The sequence below is a fragment of the Paractinoplanes pyxinae genome (assembly GCF_026626335.1).
In the GTDB taxonomy this organism is placed as follows: Bacteria; Actinomycetota; Actinomycetes; order Mycobacteriales; family Micromonosporaceae; genus Actinoplanes; species Actinoplanes pyxinae.
This window is the reverse complement of the sequence record NZ_JAPNTZ010000017.1, coordinates 99,843-114,525: the sequence shown is the minus strand read 5'-3', so window position 1 is coordinate 114,525 and position 14,683 is coordinate 99,843. Positions and strand designations below refer to the sequence as shown.

Sequence of the window (14,683 nt, the reverse complement as noted above, 5' to 3'; positions counted from 1 at the left end):
GGTAACGTGACTTTGTCCGTTTGAAGCGCACCTCGTGCCGCCGGCCGGGGTGCGCTTTGGCGCCTCCCTTGACCCTTGGCGTGCGCCCGTCTATTACTCGTGGGTAACATGGGCGACAGCCGAGGCGAGGAGGCACAACGCAGATGGGCATCGCGCAGATAGTCGCCACCGTTCTGGCCGGCGCCGTCACGATCGTGGCCGTTGTGCTGGCCGTGCGGGCGGTTCTGACCATCACCGCGGTGATCCGTCAGGGGAAGCCCGACCCGGCCCGATTCGCCGACAAGCCCACGCGTACGAAGACCATGCTGGTCGAGACGCTCGGTCACACCCGCATGCTGAAGTGGAGCGCGATCGGCGCCGCCCACTGGCTGGTCATGGTCTCCTTCATGATCTTGTTCCTGCTGGTCGTGGAGGCGTACTTCGAGGTCGTCGACCCCGAGGGCGGGCTGCCGATCATCGGGCACTGGGTCGTCTACGGCTTCGTGACCGAGTGGATCGGCATCCTCGGCCTGATCGGCATCGTCTACCTGATCGTCGTGCGCCAGCGGAACATCCGGCAGAAGCGCAGCCGGTTCCTGGGCTCGACCATGTGGCAGGCGTACTTCGTCGAGGCCGTGATCCTGGGCGTGCTCGCCTGCGGCTTCCTGATCCGCGGGTTCAAGGTCGCCAACGACACGTTCGAGTTCCCGGCCTGGGCGACCCCGCTGTCGCACGGGATCGGCAACCTGCTGCCCGCGGCCGAGGACGGGCCGACCTGGGTGGCGCTGGTCAAGCTGTTCATCTCGATGGGCTGGCTGATCACCATCGCGCTCAACCCGACGATGGGCGTGGCCTGGCACCGCTTCCTGGCCTTCTTCAACATCTTCTTCAAGCGGGCGCCCGAGAAGCCGGCCGGTTCTGGGCTGGGTGCGCTGCGGCCGATGATGAGCGAGGGCAAGCCCCTCGACTTCGAGGAGGCCGACCCCGAGAAAGACCAGTTCGGCGTGGCCCAGGTGGAGCAGTTCACCTGGAAGGGGCTGCTCGACTTCTCCACGTGTACGGAGTGCGGGCGCTGCCAGTCGCAGTGCCCGGCCTGGAACACGGCCAAGCCGCTCTCGCCGAAACTCCTGGTTCTCAGCCTGCGCGATCACGCGTACGCGAAAGCTCCTTACCTGCTCGGCGGCGGCGGCAAAGATCTGACCGGCGAAGAGAAGGCGACCGAGGCCCAGCTGGCCCACATGGACGTGCTGGCGCTGGCCGAGGGCAACCGGCCGCTGATCGGCACGGCCGAGGAGCAGGGCGTCATCGACCCGGACGTGCTGTGGTCGTGCACCACCTGCGGCGCCTGCGTCGAGCAGTGCCCGGTCGACATCGAGCACGTCGACCACATCGTCGACATGCGCCGCTACCAGGTGCTGATCGAGTCTTCGTTCCCCAGCGAGGCGGGCGTGATGCTGCGCAACCTCGAGAACAAGGGCAACCCGTGGGGCGCGCCGCAGAACACCCGCGAGGACTGGACCAAGGGCCTGGACTTCGAGGTGCCGCGGGTCGGCGAGGTCGAGGACTTCGACTACCTGTTCTGGGTCGGCTGCGCCGGCGCCTTCGAAGACCGGGCCAAGAAGACCACCCGCGCCGTGGCCAAGCTGCTGCACGAGGCCGGCGTCAACTACGCGATCCTGGGCGAGGGCGAGACCTGCACCGGCGACCCGGCGCGGCGCATCGGCAACGAGTTCGTCTTCCAGATGCTGGCCCAGCAGAACGTCGAGACGCTGAAGGAAGCCAACGTCAAGCGGATCGTGGCCACCTGCCCGCACTGCTTCAACACCCTCGGCAACGAGTACGAGCAGCTGGGGCTCAAGGTCGAGGTCGTGCACCATACCCAGCTGCTTCAGCACCTGGTCTCGACCGGCAAGCTCACCCCGGTCCAGCCGATCGAGGGCGACGTCACCTATCACGACCCGTGCTACCTGGGCCGGCACAACCGGGTCTTCGACGCCCCGCGCGAGGTCCTGGGCTCGGCGACGGCCAACCTGGTCGAGATGCCGCGCAACTCCGAGCGGTCGTTCTGCTGCGGCGCCGGCGGCGCGCGCATGTGGATGGAAGAGAAGATCGGCAAGCGGATCAACGTCGAGCGTACGGAAGAGGCCCTGGCCACCGGCGCGAAGACGATCGCGGTGGGCTGCCCGTTCTGCTACACCATGATCGGCGACGGGGTCACCGGGAAGGGCGAGCAGGAGAACGTCGAGGTCGTGGACGTCGCGACGGTCCTCCTGCGCTCCATGAAGCAAGAGGTCTAGGGCCTCAGGACGTCGTGCCGGCGGTGGCCGCGGTGGTCGAGGCGACGATCGCGACCATCACGGCCGCCTGGATCTCGTCGATCGCCTTCTTGACGGCCTCGGCCGCCCAGGCGCCCTCGCTGATCTCGCGGAGCCGCGCCTTGACGACCTTGCGGTCGAGGCCGGCGAAGACCTTGCCGTCGAGGTCGGTGGCCAGGACCAGGGCACAAAGCGCGGCCGTACGCGGATCGACCTCGCCGGTGCCCAGGACGGCGTGCCGCATCCGCTCCCGGGCCGCCGTCTCTTGCACGGGTTCGACACCGTGAGCAGCCGGATACTTCGTGCGCGGGAAGACCCAGAGAACCTTGTCCTTCTCCGTACGCAGGATGCCCTCGGCCACGAGCCGGTCGAGCACCTGCGGCCGGGTGTCCTTGGCGAACTTCGACACCCAGTGCCCAGGCTTGCGGGGCTTGTCGTCGCCGACGATGCGCATCAGCGCGCCGTCCACCAGCGGGTCGCCGGTCGGACTGATGTCGAGCGCGACCACCTTCTTGTCGACGACGTCGACCCGGCCGGCCAGCGCCAGCTCGAGCAGCAGCCCGCCGCCGAGGCCGTGGTCGAGGTGGGTGCCGTCGGTCAGCGGCGTGCCGTCGTCGGCGTACGCGAGCAGCGTGAACTCTTCGACCAGGTTCATACCCTGACGGTATCCAGATTTCCGGCGTGCCAATCCTCACCTCGGGTGGGCACGCCGGACTCGCCCGGTTCCGGCACAATGAGACCGAGGTGAACCGATCATGGACGGCCTGTTCCTGACCGCGGTGCTCCCGTTGGCGGCGTTCGCGCTGCTCACGGCGGGCAACGCGTTCTTCGTGGCCGCCGAGTTCGGGCTCGTCACCGTCGACCGGGCCGAGATTGCCTCTCGCGCGCGGACAGGCGAGCGCCGCGCCCGTACGGTCGAGCACGCCCTGCACGAGCTGTCGTTCCAGCTCTCCGGCACCCAGCTCGGCATCACGCTGACCGCGCTGCTCACCGGCTACCTGGCCGAGCCCGCGCTCTCCAAGCTTTTCGAGCCGCTGGTCGAGCCGATCGCCGGGGACGCCACCGACGGCATCACCCACGCCATCGCGCTGGTCGTGGCCACCCTGCTCTCGATGCTCTTCGGCGAGCTGGTGCCCAAGAACGCGGCCCTGGCCCGGCCGATGCGGGCCGCGCTGCTGACCGCGGCTCCCCTGCGTACGTTCTCGAAAGCCTTCAAATGGGTCATCGGCGGCCTCAACGGGTCGGCCAACTGGCTGGTCCGCCGCATCGGCATCGAACCGCAGGAAGAGCTGGCCAGCGCCCGCTCGCCGGAAGAGTTGGGTCTGCTGGCCGCGATCAGCGCCCGGGCCGGCGCGCTGCCAGCCGAGACGGCCACCCTGCTGCGGCGCACGATCCGCTTCGGCGAGAAGCGCGCCGCCAAGGCGATGACCCCACGCGTCGACGTGGTCGGGCTCAAGACGACCGCCAGCGTGGCCGAGCTGATCTCGGTCGCCCGCGAGACCGGGCACACCCGCTTCCCCGTCTACGAGAACACGATCGACCTGGTCATCGGCGTGGTCGGCGTGCCCGACGCGCTGGGCGTGCCGCCCGAACGCCGGGCCACGACCCAGGTGTCGACGATCGCGCGGGAGCCCGTGTACGTGCCCGAGAGCCTGGCCCTGGACAAGGTGCTGGCGGCGTTGCGCGAGGCCGACGCCGACCTGGCCATCGTGGTCGACGAGTACGGCGGCACCGACGGCGTCGTCACCGCCGAAGACCTGATCGAGGAACTGGTCGGTGAGATCGCCGACGAGTACGACGTCGAGCCCGCCCACACACTGACTCAGGAGCTCACGGCGCCCGACGGGCTGGTCGACGGGTTGCTGCGGGAGGACGAACTCGCCGAGCAGACCGGCTTCGTGCTGCCCGAGGGCCCGTACGAGACGCTGGCCGGCTTCCTGCTGGCCCGGATGGGGCACATCCCGGCGGTCGGCGAGTCGTACGAGACCGAGGGGTGGAAGTTCACCGTCACAGCCGTCGACCGGCACCGCATCGAACAAGTGCGCGTGGTCGCCCCGTCTTCGCTGGAGCCGGACGATGACTGAGCTGCTGGTCACGGTCCTGCTGCTGGTCGGCAACGGGTTGTTCGTGGGGGGCGAGTTCGCGCTGATCGCGTCCCGGCGTACGGCGCTGGAACCGCTCGCTGCGAGCAGCAAACGGGCCCGGTGGGCGCTGTCGGCCATGAGCCAGATCCCGCTGATGATCGCGGGCGCTCAGCTCGGCATCACCGTCTGCTCGCTGGGTCTGGGCGCCCTGGCCGAACCGGCGCTGGCCCACCTGCTCGAGGGGCCTTTCCACGCGCTCGGCCTGCCCGAGAACGCGGTCCATCCGGTGGCGTTCGTGCTGGCCCTGAGCATCGTCGTCTTCCTGCACACGGTCATCGGCGAGATGGTGCCCAAGAACATCACGCTGGCCGGGCCGGAAAGGGCGGCGCTCCTGCTCGGCCCGTTCATGCTGGCCTTCTGCACGGCGACGAAGCCGCTGCTCAACGCGATGCGCTGGGCGGCCCGGGTGGTGCTGAAGATCTGGTCGATCGAGGCCACCGACTCGGTGAAGACCGTCTTCACGGCCGAGGAGCTGGCGGGCATGGTGACCCAGGCCCGCAGCGAAGGGCTGCTGGGGACGGAACAGTACGCGCGCATCCACGCGGCGCTCGAACTGCACGGGCGTACGGCCCGGGACACGCTTCGGCCCTGGTCGAGCGTCACCACGGTCGCGGACGACGTGTCACCGGCGACGATCGAGGCGGTGGCGACCCGGACGGGCCGGTCCCGCTTCCCGGTCGTGCAGCGCGAGACGCGGCGGGTGCTCGGGTTCGTGCACGTCAAAGACATTCTCGGGTACTCCGCGGAGCGCCGCTCCCAGCCGATCCCGCCCGAGATCATCCGGCCCCTGGCCGTGGTGGCCCCGGACCGGTCGCTGGCCGACCTGTTGCTGGTGATGCGGCGCGACCGGCTGCACATCGTGCTGGTCAGCGACGGACGGCGGCCACTGGGCGTGATCACCCTGGACGACGTGATCCACGCGGTGGTGGGCGAGCCGGCCCACCCGGTGCTGCCGGCGACCGCCGTCCAGCCCCGGTCGGTCGGCTGATTCTTTCTCGGGTGGTCGGGCGACCGCCTGCGGGTTGTTTCCAGACGGTCCGGCGGGCCGACTGACATAGCCCGTCCACCATTTCGGACAATAGTTGTATGTCTCGCAAACGTTGGTTCGTGGCTTCGGTCGGGGCATCGGTTCTCATCGGCCTGGCCGTTCACGCGCAGCGACCCTCGTCGCCGCCGGCCTTCGCGGTCGGGCGGCCGGCCGCCTCACCGGCGGATCCGGTCCAGCGCGTCGCCGGGGCGCTGGCCGGCCTGCTGCCCATTCAGGAACCGGACGCCACGACGACCCCCACGCCGCCGGGCCGCGTCAAGATCGCCGCCGGTCCGGTGACGGTGCGGTACACCTTCGACGGGGGCGTCGGCCGTCCGATCACCGACCACCTCGGGGGCCACGAGCTGCGGCCACTCGGACAGAACGGTGGCGCGCTGAAACTCGTACGGCAAGGGTCGGGTCTTGCCCTTGCCTACCCCGACCGCTGCCGCCTGGCCCGCGAACGGGACTGCCCCCGGGCGATCCTCGAAGGCGACCGCGACGACACCCTCAACCCCGGAACAAAACGCCTGCGGTACGGGGCGGCGGTCCGCATGACCGCGGCCGACCTCTCCGACGGCGCCAACGTCGTGCAGAAGGGCTACTCGGTCGGCCGGATCAGCCAGTACAAGCTGCAGGTCGACCACCGCCAGGGCCACCCGAGCTGCGTACTGGCCGGGGATGGCGCCATCTATCGGGCCGAGCCCGCCACCAACGTGGCCGACGGCCGCTGGCACAAACTGGAATGCGTCCGGGCCGGCGACAAACTGACCCTGACCATCGACGACGTCCCCGCCGCGACGGTCCCCGTACCCGCCTCTCTCTCGATCGCCAACGCCGAACCACTGCGCGTCGGCGGCAAGGGCACCAGCAAATCCAACGACCAGTTCGCCGGCGAAATAGACAACGTCTTCATCCAGATCGGCTGAGGAGCATCCGTTCGGAGAGGGCGCGTAGTTCGGTGCCGCCGGCTTGGCGGCGGGAGCGGTCCAGCAGCAGCTTGACGGTTTCGGTGAGTTCGTCCGACGTGCGTACGTGTTGGGGTGCGATCCGTTCCGCGGTGAGCAGGAAGCGGATGGCCTCGCGGTCGCGGCCACCGAGGCGGGTCAGGGCGCGGGCCGTGTCGGCGTAGTAAAAGACCTGGCGTACGCCGGCCTCGATCGCCGCGGGGTCGGTGCGCCGGGCGATCTCGACCACGCGGACCGGGTCGCCGTCGTCGACCTCGATGCTCATGCGCCAGATGTCCACGTTGGTGGGACCGAAGAACATGCCCATCGTGTTGGTCTCACCGGTGCGGCGGGCCAGGCTCGCGGCCTCGGTCAGCCAGTCCCGGCTGTCGTCGAGGCGCCGGCGGCACCGGCCGGCCAGGGCTGCGACCAGGTACAGCGAGCCCAGCACCTCCGGCCCGCCGGCCCGGCCCAGGTGGGGACCGAGATCATCCACGGCTCGTTCGGCCAGCGTCTGTCCCCGTTGCGGCGACCCGCAGGCTATGGCGGCTCGGGCCATCGCGTACGCGGCATGCCCTCGCAACACCGGGTCACCCACGGCCTCGGCCGCGTCCCGGCAGCGTTCCGCGCTCAACCACGCGTCGGCCGGATGTCCGAGGCTGCGCAGCACCGAAGCGGCGATGGATGTCGCGTCGCACAACAGCCGCAATGCCTCAACGTGATCGGGCCCGGCCGTCTCGGTGTGCAGGTCACGCAGCAGCCCAGGAAGCAGCCGCGCCGCACCGGCATAGTCACACCGTTGATGCAACGCGTCGGCCAGCGCGACGCTGCGTCCCAGCTCAGCGATCGTCGGCGCCCCACCGGCGGGTGGTTCCCCGAGATCAATGTCGATCAACGCCCGCCGCAGCCCCAGCACATTCACCTGAGGTTCGTGCGCCGGCATCCCGGTCTCGGTCAGATCGGCCGGCGCGCACTCCAACGCACCCGCGATGTCCGCCAGCATGAACCGGTTGTCGGCCGCCTGCAGCCCCCGTTCGATCCGGCTCCAGGTGGCGTGCGAAATCCCGGCCCGGCTGGCCGCATACCGGACACTCCACCCCCGCAGCAGCCGCCGGGCCCGGATCCGTTCCCCCACCTCAGGCTCACCGCGTCGCGCCCTCATGCCCCGACGCTATCCCCGCCGCCACGGCGTGTGGTCCATGCCTGTACCAGTGGTGCGGGTTCCCTACACTCCGGTTCGTGCGGATCGGTCGACGGCGTCTGGGCGCCGCCTTGGCGGGACTTCTGCTGGTCGCCGCCGTCACCCTGGGTGCGCTTGCCTTCGTACGGTGGAACGCCGCCGGCACAGCCCACCCGGTGCTCCCGCCGGGCGGCGCGACCACCCAGCTTCCCGAGGGCGAGCAGTACGAGACGGTGGTCGACAACCGAGCCACCCTGGTCGCCCTGGCCCTGCGCAACGACCGCGGCCCGGCCACCGTCCGCACGTACGCGCTGCCGCCGAACTCGCCGTGGCTGCAGTCCCGAAAGCTGGTCGCCACCCAACTCGACCACTGGCCCGAGGTCGGCAACTGCGCCGACAATCCCGAGGCCCGAACCCTCGAATGCACCTGGCGCGAACCAACCCGCTGGTGGCCCCGCGAAGTCCGCCTGACCATGATGCGCCCACCCCCGCCAACCGAGCCCCGCAACGGCTGGCCCAACCTGACCATCGTGATCATCGGCTCCGCCCGCGGCGCCTAGCCGTGCGTCCCAGGAAGAGTCGCCGGAGAAAACTGGAAGGCACTTCTGGTTACCTTGCAATTACTTTTCGTGCAGGGGTGACGCGATGGACAGCTTCCAGGATCTTCTGATCAACATCGTCGCGGCCGTCATCGTGTTCGTCGCCGGTGTCTGTGCTCGAGGCCTGCTCGGCTACATCCGCTCGTGGCGCGGGCGCGCGTTCTGGGGCCGGAAGATGCTGCGCGGCCGGACGTACCTGTTCATCGGCACGTTCTCGCGGCTGAACCACCTGGAACCGTCCGGCTTCGTCGGTGCCGGTGACAGCCATGCGGTTCATGAACTGGCCACCACCCTCGGCCGGCTCGGTTCCTCATTCAAGATCGTGTACGCCTCGCACGTCTCCGACGGCCAGCAGTTGGAGAACCTCATCCTTCTGGGTCTGGACGAGGTGAACAGCCTGACGTCGAGGGTCTTCGAAAGAATTGGGAGCGGGTTCCGGGTCGACGTGGATGCCATGACCATTGTCGACCGAGACACCGGCGAGACGTATGGCGCGGAGTGGGACGGGATGCAGGGCAGCGCCTTGGCCGACGCCGGCCCCGGCTGGTCCGGTCTCGTCGATCCGAACGGCGTGGTGGACGGCCGCGGGCTTCGCGCCGATTACGGATTGTTGATCAGGGGGCAGAACCCGTTTGCGCCGGACCGCACCTTGGTCGTCATGGCTGGCGTATACGGCTACGGCACGTGGGCGGCGGCTCGTCTTCCGCTCGACCCGGACTTCCAGAAACGTTGCGTCGGCCTCGGCAACTTCGAATGCCTGTTCCGGGTGGAGGTTCATCAGGATCAGATCCTGGCCACGTCAATAGTGTCCTTGCGGCCTCTGCCGGCCCCGCCCGCGCCGCTCAGTTCTCCGGTTCCCGCTCAGCGTCGCCCGGATGTCCACTCCGAACCGCCAGCGCCGTGTGCACCTGGCGATAGTCCTCCGGCTGCCATGGCTGACGACCAAGCCGGGCATTGAAGTCTCGTACCCGGCGAAAGTTGTCGGCCTCCGCCGCTCGGGAGGAGAACTCTTCGTCCGGCATGCGGATGGCCTCGAGCCAGCATCGCTGGCCGGGGCTGCACGTGGCCTGCAGAAGATCGAAGAGATCCGGACCGAACACGTGGTAGAAGTTCCGTTGCCCCAGCTCGGTCTCGTAAATCACGTCGCCGGCCTGCTCGATCGGGTGGTCGCCGACGTCGCCTGTCTTCAACCGTTCCAGCCATTGGGCCTGAAGCTCAACCAGATCACCCGAGACAGAGGGAGCCACCAGCAGTTCGCCTCGCGCATCGGTGACTTCGCCGAGCATGCGGAAGAACTCCTCCCGACGGGCCGCGGTCGGGATGTGAGCGATGCCGCTGTACCACGAGGTGGTCACGGCAAACGATTCGTCGTCGTTGGCTGCGGTGAGAACTTTCCGCACGACGTCAGGCGAAGCATCCTCACTGCCGTGAACGAAGACCACGGTGACGGTGACGCCTTTGGTAAGCCGCGCGACAGAGCCGGCGACGTAGACCTCCGCCGCGTCCGGTTCGAAGGTGAAGGGGGCGTCCACGTCGAAGCCGTGCAGCTTGACGAGCGCCGTGGCGGCCTTTTTCAGCCCTACGGCCGAGACGTCATACGCGACGACCCGCAGATCGTGGCACCCTTCGACCGGGCCGGTGGGATAGGCGAGCGCGAACTCGTTGGTGACCCGCCCCGTGCCGTAAGCGAAATCGAGCACCGAAAGAACGTTCCGCTCCGAAAGCGATTCAAGGGCGCGCCCAACCGCTTCTCGCAAGGCAACGGACTCAGCCGTGAGCACCCGGATCGCCGACCGCTCGTCATAGCCCGACCCCAGGTAACGCTCGTCGTAAATATCCCTTTGGTACACCGCTAAACGACTCCACTCCGATGGTGCCCAGTTCAACGACCGGCGGTCCCCAACGCCGAGGGAAAACTCAGACGCACTTTATTAGCGTGACCAAACCTCAGCTCACCCTCCAATGTCACGATCGCGACACCACCACCCCGGCCGCCGCTAATTCCAGTCTCAAGCACCCCCACACCCCCCAAGCGCAAACGCGCCGCGTTAACCACCAAGAGCGAGCCGCCGGACCAGCGCGTCGCTGAGCCGTTCGCGCAGCATGGCCCGGTTGCCAAGCCCGGTCAGCGGGTCGGCGCCGCCGAAGTCGAGCATCACCCGTTGCCCGCTCCCTGCGGTGGCGTAGCGAAGTCGAGCCCACTTCGGTCGCCCCCGCGGTGACGCACTCAAGGCCGGCGTAGCCCCAAGTCCACTTCCCGTAACCGCGAAACAAATTTGAGAACGTCGCCCACGGACTGTTCCTTGCGGCAACACAGCAGAAGTCGGCCGTACCCACTCGGTCTGCTGCCCACGATGGCGCAGCCGAGCCGGCCCTCACCCCTTCACAGCAACCCACGATGGCGCAGCCGAGCCGGCCTTCACCGCTCCACTGCAACCCACGATGGCGCAGCCGAGCCGGCCTCCACCCACCCACCGCAACCAGCGACGGCGCAGCCGAGCTAACGGCCCCAGCCACCGCCATCCGCAATGGCGCAGCCGAGCCGTGAAACCCAAACGATCCCCGACGCCGACGCGCCGACCGCGCCCACCGCACCGTGGGGTCTGGGGGCTCGGCCCCCAGGTGAGAATGCGAGGAGGCCCGGTTCGCGCTTTCCGCGAACACGGGCCTCTCACCGACGAGCGGGTGACGGGAATCGAACCCGCACTGTCAGCTTGGGAAGCTGATGTTCTGCCATTGAACTACACCCGCGGCGGCCTCACTGTACCCGATCTCGGGGGGTGGTGGCGCGACTGGGCCGTCGGGTCAGCTCACGGCGGCCAGGGGGCGGGGTAACTCTGCGCGCCAGGAGCGGGTCAGTGGGGTCACCATGGGGCCGGCGGCCAGGGGGAGGGCGCCGGCGGGGCCGTGGGTGCGTAGGAGCGCGGATTCGATGGAGAGTTCGAACAGGCGCCAGGCGACGTGGGGGGAGGCGTGCAGGTCGGCGGCCAGGCGGGCGATGACTCGCGGGTCGTGGACGGGGGTGGCTCGGCCGGTGAGGATGGCCTCGTCGTCGTTTTCCTCCGGGGGATAGGAGTGCAGGGCGTAGCGGCCGTCGCGTTCGAGGTCGCGGCGTTTGGGGGACGGGATGAGGAAGCAGTAGAGGCCCTGGTCGGTGATCACGGGGGAGACCGGATGCAGGCGTGGGGCGCCGTCGGGGCGGACCGTGGCCAGGTAGGCCAGGCCGGGACCGTACTGCTGCAGGAGCGCTCGGATGCCCGCGGCGAGCGCAGGATCGGAGGCGGCGAAATCGGACCAGGAAGCCATGAGGTGATTCTATCGAACATACGTTCGACACGCCCATGAACGCGCCGATCGGGTGACGGGTGTGCGGCAAAATCGGCCGGGCGCCGGTCGGTATGGTGTGGCGATGCTGCTCTCCGACCGTGACCTGGTCTCCGAGATCAAGGCGGGCGACCTCGCGCTGGCGCCGTTCGAGCCGGAACTGCTGCAACCGTCCAGCATCGACGTGCGGCTCGACCGCTTCTTCCGGGTGTTCAACAACCACCTCTACACCCACATCGACCCGGCCGAGCAGCAGGACGACCTGACCGCCCTGGTCGAGGTCTCCGACGGCGAGCCGTTCGTCCTGCACCCGGGCGAATTCGTGCTGGCCTCGACGCTCGAAGTCATCACGCTGGGCGATCAGCTCGCCGGCCGCCTCGAGGGTAAGAGCAGCCTCGGCCGTCTGGGCCTGCTGACGCACTCCACCGCCGGCTTCATCGACCCGGGCTTCTCCGGCCACGTCACGCTCGAGCTGTCCAACGTGGCCAATCTGCCGATCAAGCTGTGGCCGGGTATGAAGATCGGCCAGCTGTGCATCTTCCGCCTCTCGAGCCCGGCCGAGCACCCTTACGGCTCGGCCGTCTACGGCAGCCGCTACCAGGGCCAACGCGGCCCGACCCCGAGCCGGTCGGCGCAGAACTTCCGGCTCTGGCCCACGAGCTGAGCTGACGCCGGCGCGTTGAAAGACGTGCGGGCCGAGCCCCGGCAGGGCTCGGCCCGATGAACGACGTACGGGGAAAAAGCGAAAGTCAGCGCAGCCAGCCCGGCCACCAGATGCCGTTGCGGAAGCCGGTCGACCACTGGTGGTCGGTGCACGACGTCTTCGTGGCGAAGCGCTGGTCGTCGATGATCGCCGTGGTGCCGGGGTTGTAGGTGCCGAGGCCGAAGCCGATGCCGGTCACCGTCATCTTCGGGTTGTCCGCCACGACCTGGGCGAACGTCTTCTCGGGCGGGCCGCCGGCGGTCTTCGTGAGGCCGTTGATCGTGGTCGACGGGGTCCACAGCTTGCCCTGCAGCACGTTCCACTCGGTGCGCAGGCCACGCTGCGGGTTGCCGGGCAGGCCGACCTGGCCGAGGTACCAGTACGGCTCGAAGACCAGGCTGCCTTCGCCGGCCGGCGTCTTCACGAAGATGTGGTAGGCGGGCAGTGCCGCGTCGTTGACGCCCTCGCCGGCCTCGTCCAGCTTCACCGTCTCGTACGAAAGCTCGTTGACAGTGTTGGCGGCCACCGGCCGGAAGTTGTCGCGCCACGACACCTTGTCGTCGTTCTTGCCGGGGGCCGTCGTGACCTTGAGGCCGTCGGCGCCGAGGGTGGCGGTGGCCGTGCCCTGCTTGGCGACACCGTCGGTGCTGCTGTGCTTGACGACCGTGCAGGGCCGGTGCGACGTGGCCATCGCCGGCTGGGCGACCGCGACGAGGCTGGTCGCCGCGGTCATCACCACGGCGGCGGCCAGCAGCGGCCGCCGGGATCGGGGGAGAGTAGCGTTCTGGGTCATATGTCCACTCTAGGTGGATTTCTGAGCAGCGCTCCGCCAAGGACTTCGTTCGGGTTATGCCATCGTGTCTAAACCTGATTACCGGCCTATTTGGAGCGCCGGCCGGGGACGCCGTGTGCGGTGGCGGTGGTCAGCACCTGGTGGATCTGCTCGGCGGTCAGGCCGCGCGTCGGGATCTGGACGAAACGGCCGGCGCCCAGGCCGAGCACGATTTGGCCGGGCAGGTGGTCGAGGTTGGTGAAAGCGTTCCATGCGTACGCGTGCCGGCTCTCGACCGATGAGCAGGCCACCCCGTCGTTGCTGATCTCGACTGTGGTCGGGCTGGCGTCGCGGAGGGCGCGGCGTACGCCGCCGTTCAGCAGGAACATCGGGACTACGACGGCCAGGGCGACGCCCGCGACCAGCATGGTGAAGTTGAGGCCGTCGCCGTGCAGTTGGAGCAGCAGGGCCAGGCCGAGCAGCGCCCAGCCGGCGAGGCGGGCGAGCAGCACCGGCCGGCGTAGTCCGTGGCGCAGGGCTTCGGCGGTAAGGCGGGGGTCCGGACGCGCGATGATCTGCAGAAACACTCCCAAAAGGTAACCTTGGCCGGGCGCGCCCCGTCATCGTCCGCACGGCCGACCGCTCGGCCGCCGACCGCCGGACATGAGGCGAAATCCGGCCGAAGTCGCCGATCCCCTAGGCTGTGCCGCCATGGGAGCGATCAAGCCGTGGCAACTGCTCATTTTGTTCAGCTGCTTTCTGGGCGTGACCGGAATCGTCGCGGCGATCTCTCTCGTCATCGCCAAGCGGCGTAAATAGCGCCTCGGCGACCGCTCGCCACTCCGCGCGGGGCAGGTGCCGGCTCGGGTCAGCCGACAAGACCTGCACGGCGACGTGGTCGGCGCCGGACTCGAGATGGGCGTCGACCCGCCTGCGTACCGTGGCCGCGTCGCCCCAGGCCACGGCCCAGTCGACCAGCCGGTCGCTGCCCTCGCCGGCCAGGTCGTCGTCGGTGAAGCCGAACCGGCGCCATGGGTTGGTGTAGTTCGGCAACGACAGATACGTCTTCAGCACCCGCCGGCCGACCGCGCGGGCCTGCTCCGGATCGGTGCCCAGGAAAACCTTCTGTTCGGGGGCCAGCAGCCGATCTGTCCCGAGGATCGAACGCGCCTCGGCGGTGTGTTCGGGCGGCATCAGGTACGGCAGCGCGCCGGCCGTCATCTCGCGTGCCGTGGCCAGCGCCTTCGGGCCCAGGGCGGCGATCATCCGCTCGGCCGGCGGCACCCGGTGCAGCTTCTCGGTGAGGAAGTCTCGCAGTCGCGTCAACGGCTTCACGTAGCTCTGCCCGACGGCGGCCGCGGTCGGCGCGTGCCCGGAGCCCACACCCAGATAGAACCGCCCGGGGAACTGGTCGCTCAGCGTCACGTGGGCGGCGGCCAGGGTCTCGCCGTGGCTGTGCCAGATGTCGACCACGCTGGTGCCCACGACCAGGTTCGTGGTGGCGGCGAGGATGGCCTCGGGCAGTTCGAGGTCGTTGGGCGGGCTGCCGCCGATCCAGACCGAGCCGTAGCCCAGTGCCTCGAGTTCCTGGGCCGCGGCCGCGATCACATTCGGTTCCTGCGGCCAGGCGTGATGAGAGACCCAGATGCCGTATCGCCCAAGGTTGTTCACGAGGTCGATCGTACGATTGCAG

14 protein-coding genes and 1 tRNA gene are annotated in these 14,683 nt (G+C 68.9%); 7 read left to right on the top strand and 8 right to left on the bottom strand.

Annotated features, from left to right (window positions below; genetic code table 11):
• Nucleotides 1-143: 143 nt before the first annotated feature.
• The gene (locus OWR29_RS38345; protein ID WP_267568413.1) at nucleotides 144-2,276 is read left to right on the top strand and encodes a heterodisulfide reductase-related iron-sulfur binding cluster; all 2,133 of its coding nucleotides are present in this window, start codon (nucleotides 144-146) and stop codon (nucleotides 2,274-2,276) included.
• 4 nt (nucleotides 2,277-2,280) lie between these two features.
• On the opposite strand, the gene OWR29_RS38340 is transcribed toward OWR29_RS38345, so the two are convergent.
• The gene (locus tag OWR29_RS38340; RefSeq protein ID WP_267568412.1) at nucleotides 2,281-2,949 is read right to left on the bottom strand and encodes a GOLPH3/VPS74 family protein; all 669 of its coding nucleotides are present in this window, start codon (nucleotides 2,947-2,949) and stop codon (nucleotides 2,281-2,283) included.
• Between the two features lie 100 nt (nucleotides 2,950-3,049).
• On the opposite strand from OWR29_RS38340, the gene OWR29_RS38335 reads away from it, so the two are divergent.
• The 3 genes from OWR29_RS38335 to OWR29_RS38325 all read left to right on the top strand — a co-directional run bounded on the left by OWR29_RS38335 (nucleotide 3,050) and on the right by OWR29_RS38325 (nucleotide 6,394).
• The gene (locus OWR29_RS38335; protein WP_267568411.1) at nucleotides 3,050-4,378 is read left to right on the top strand and encodes a hemolysin family protein; all 1,329 of its coding nucleotides are present in this window, start codon (nucleotides 3,050-3,052) and stop codon (nucleotides 4,376-4,378) included.
• Nucleotides 4,371-5,426, top strand: a complete 1,056-nt coding sequence (locus OWR29_RS38330) for a hemolysin family protein (protein WP_267568410.1) — start codon at nucleotides 4,371-4,373, stop codon at nucleotides 5,424-5,426. The genes OWR29_RS38335 and OWR29_RS38330 overlap by 8 nt, the downstream gene beginning before the upstream one ends.
• A gap of 98 nt (nucleotides 5,427-5,524) precedes the next feature.
• On the top strand, nucleotides 5,525-6,394 hold the full coding sequence (locus OWR29_RS38325; RefSeq protein ID WP_267568409.1) for a laminin G domain-containing protein: 870 nt from the start codon (nucleotides 5,525-5,527) through the stop codon (nucleotides 6,392-6,394).
• Here the strand turns inward: OWR29_RS38325 and OWR29_RS38320 are convergent.
• Nucleotides 6,378-7,574, bottom strand: a complete 1,197-nt coding sequence (locus OWR29_RS38320) for a helix-turn-helix domain-containing protein (RefSeq protein ID WP_267568408.1) — start codon at nucleotides 7,572-7,574, stop codon at nucleotides 6,378-6,380. The two genes, OWR29_RS38325 and OWR29_RS38320, sit on opposite strands and share 17 nt — an antisense overlap.
• A 77-nt stretch (nucleotides 7,575-7,651) precedes the next feature.
• Here OWR29_RS38320 and OWR29_RS38315 point away from each other — a divergent pair, with 77 nt between their 5' ends.
• Together OWR29_RS38315 and OWR29_RS38310 are read left to right on the top strand one after the other, a co-directional pair.
• The gene (locus tag OWR29_RS38315) at nucleotides 7,652-8,152 is read left to right on the top strand and encodes a hypothetical protein (RefSeq protein WP_267568407.1); all 501 of its coding nucleotides are present in this window, start codon (nucleotides 7,652-7,654) and stop codon (nucleotides 8,150-8,152) included.
• An 85-nt stretch (nucleotides 8,153-8,237) separates the two neighbouring features.
• The gene (locus OWR29_RS38310) at nucleotides 8,238-9,149 is read left to right on the top strand and encodes a hypothetical protein (RefSeq protein ID WP_267568406.1); all 912 of its coding nucleotides are present in this window, start codon (nucleotides 8,238-8,240) and stop codon (nucleotides 9,147-9,149) included.
• On the opposite strand, the gene OWR29_RS38305 is transcribed toward OWR29_RS38310, so the two are convergent.
• The 3 genes from OWR29_RS38305 to OWR29_RS38295 form a co-directional block, all read right to left on the bottom strand.
• Nucleotides 9,034-10,041: a hypothetical protein gene (locus OWR29_RS38305; RefSeq protein ID WP_267568405.1), complete on the bottom strand. Its 1,008-nt coding sequence runs from the start codon at nucleotides 10,039-10,041 to the stop codon at nucleotides 9,034-9,036. The genes OWR29_RS38310 and OWR29_RS38305 overlap by 116 nt on opposite strands.
• A gap of 830 nt (nucleotides 10,042-10,871) precedes the next feature.
• Nucleotides 10,872-10,942: transfer RNA gene (locus tag OWR29_RS38300), tRNA-Gly, on the bottom strand.
• 54 nt (nucleotides 10,943-10,996) lie between these two features.
• On the bottom strand, nucleotides 10,997-11,497 hold the full coding sequence (locus OWR29_RS38295) for a pyridoxamine 5'-phosphate oxidase family protein (RefSeq protein WP_267568404.1): 501 nt from the start codon (nucleotides 11,495-11,497) through the stop codon (nucleotides 10,997-10,999).
• A gap of 103 nt (nucleotides 11,498-11,600) precedes the next feature.
• Here OWR29_RS38295 and dcd point away from each other — a divergent pair, with 103 nt between their 5' ends.
• The gene (gene dcd / locus OWR29_RS38290) at nucleotides 11,601-12,179 is read left to right on the top strand and encodes a dCTP deaminase (protein ID WP_267568403.1); all 579 of its coding nucleotides are present in this window, start codon (nucleotides 11,601-11,603) and stop codon (nucleotides 12,177-12,179) included.
• 85 nt (nucleotides 12,180-12,264) lie between these two features.
• Here dcd and OWR29_RS38285 read toward each other — a convergent pair whose 3' ends face one another.
• From OWR29_RS38285 to OWR29_RS38275, 3 genes are all read right to left on the bottom strand, one after another.
• The gene (locus tag OWR29_RS38285) at nucleotides 12,265-13,011 is read right to left on the bottom strand and encodes a hypothetical protein (protein ID WP_267568402.1); all 747 of its coding nucleotides are present in this window, start codon (nucleotides 13,009-13,011) and stop codon (nucleotides 12,265-12,267) included.
• 86 nt (nucleotides 13,012-13,097) lie between these two features.
• Nucleotides 13,098-13,577 carry a YcxB family protein gene (locus OWR29_RS38280; RefSeq protein ID WP_267568401.1) on the bottom strand — a complete coding sequence of 160 codons (480 nt, stop codon included), beginning with the start codon at nucleotides 13,575-13,577 and terminating at the stop codon, nucleotides 13,098-13,100.
• A gap of 109 nt (nucleotides 13,578-13,686) precedes the next feature.
• The gene (locus OWR29_RS38275) at nucleotides 13,687-14,661 is read right to left on the bottom strand and encodes an LLM class F420-dependent oxidoreductase (protein ID WP_267568400.1); all 975 of its coding nucleotides are present in this window, start codon (nucleotides 14,659-14,661) and stop codon (nucleotides 13,687-13,689) included.
• Nucleotides 14,662-14,683: the final 22 nt, after the last annotated feature.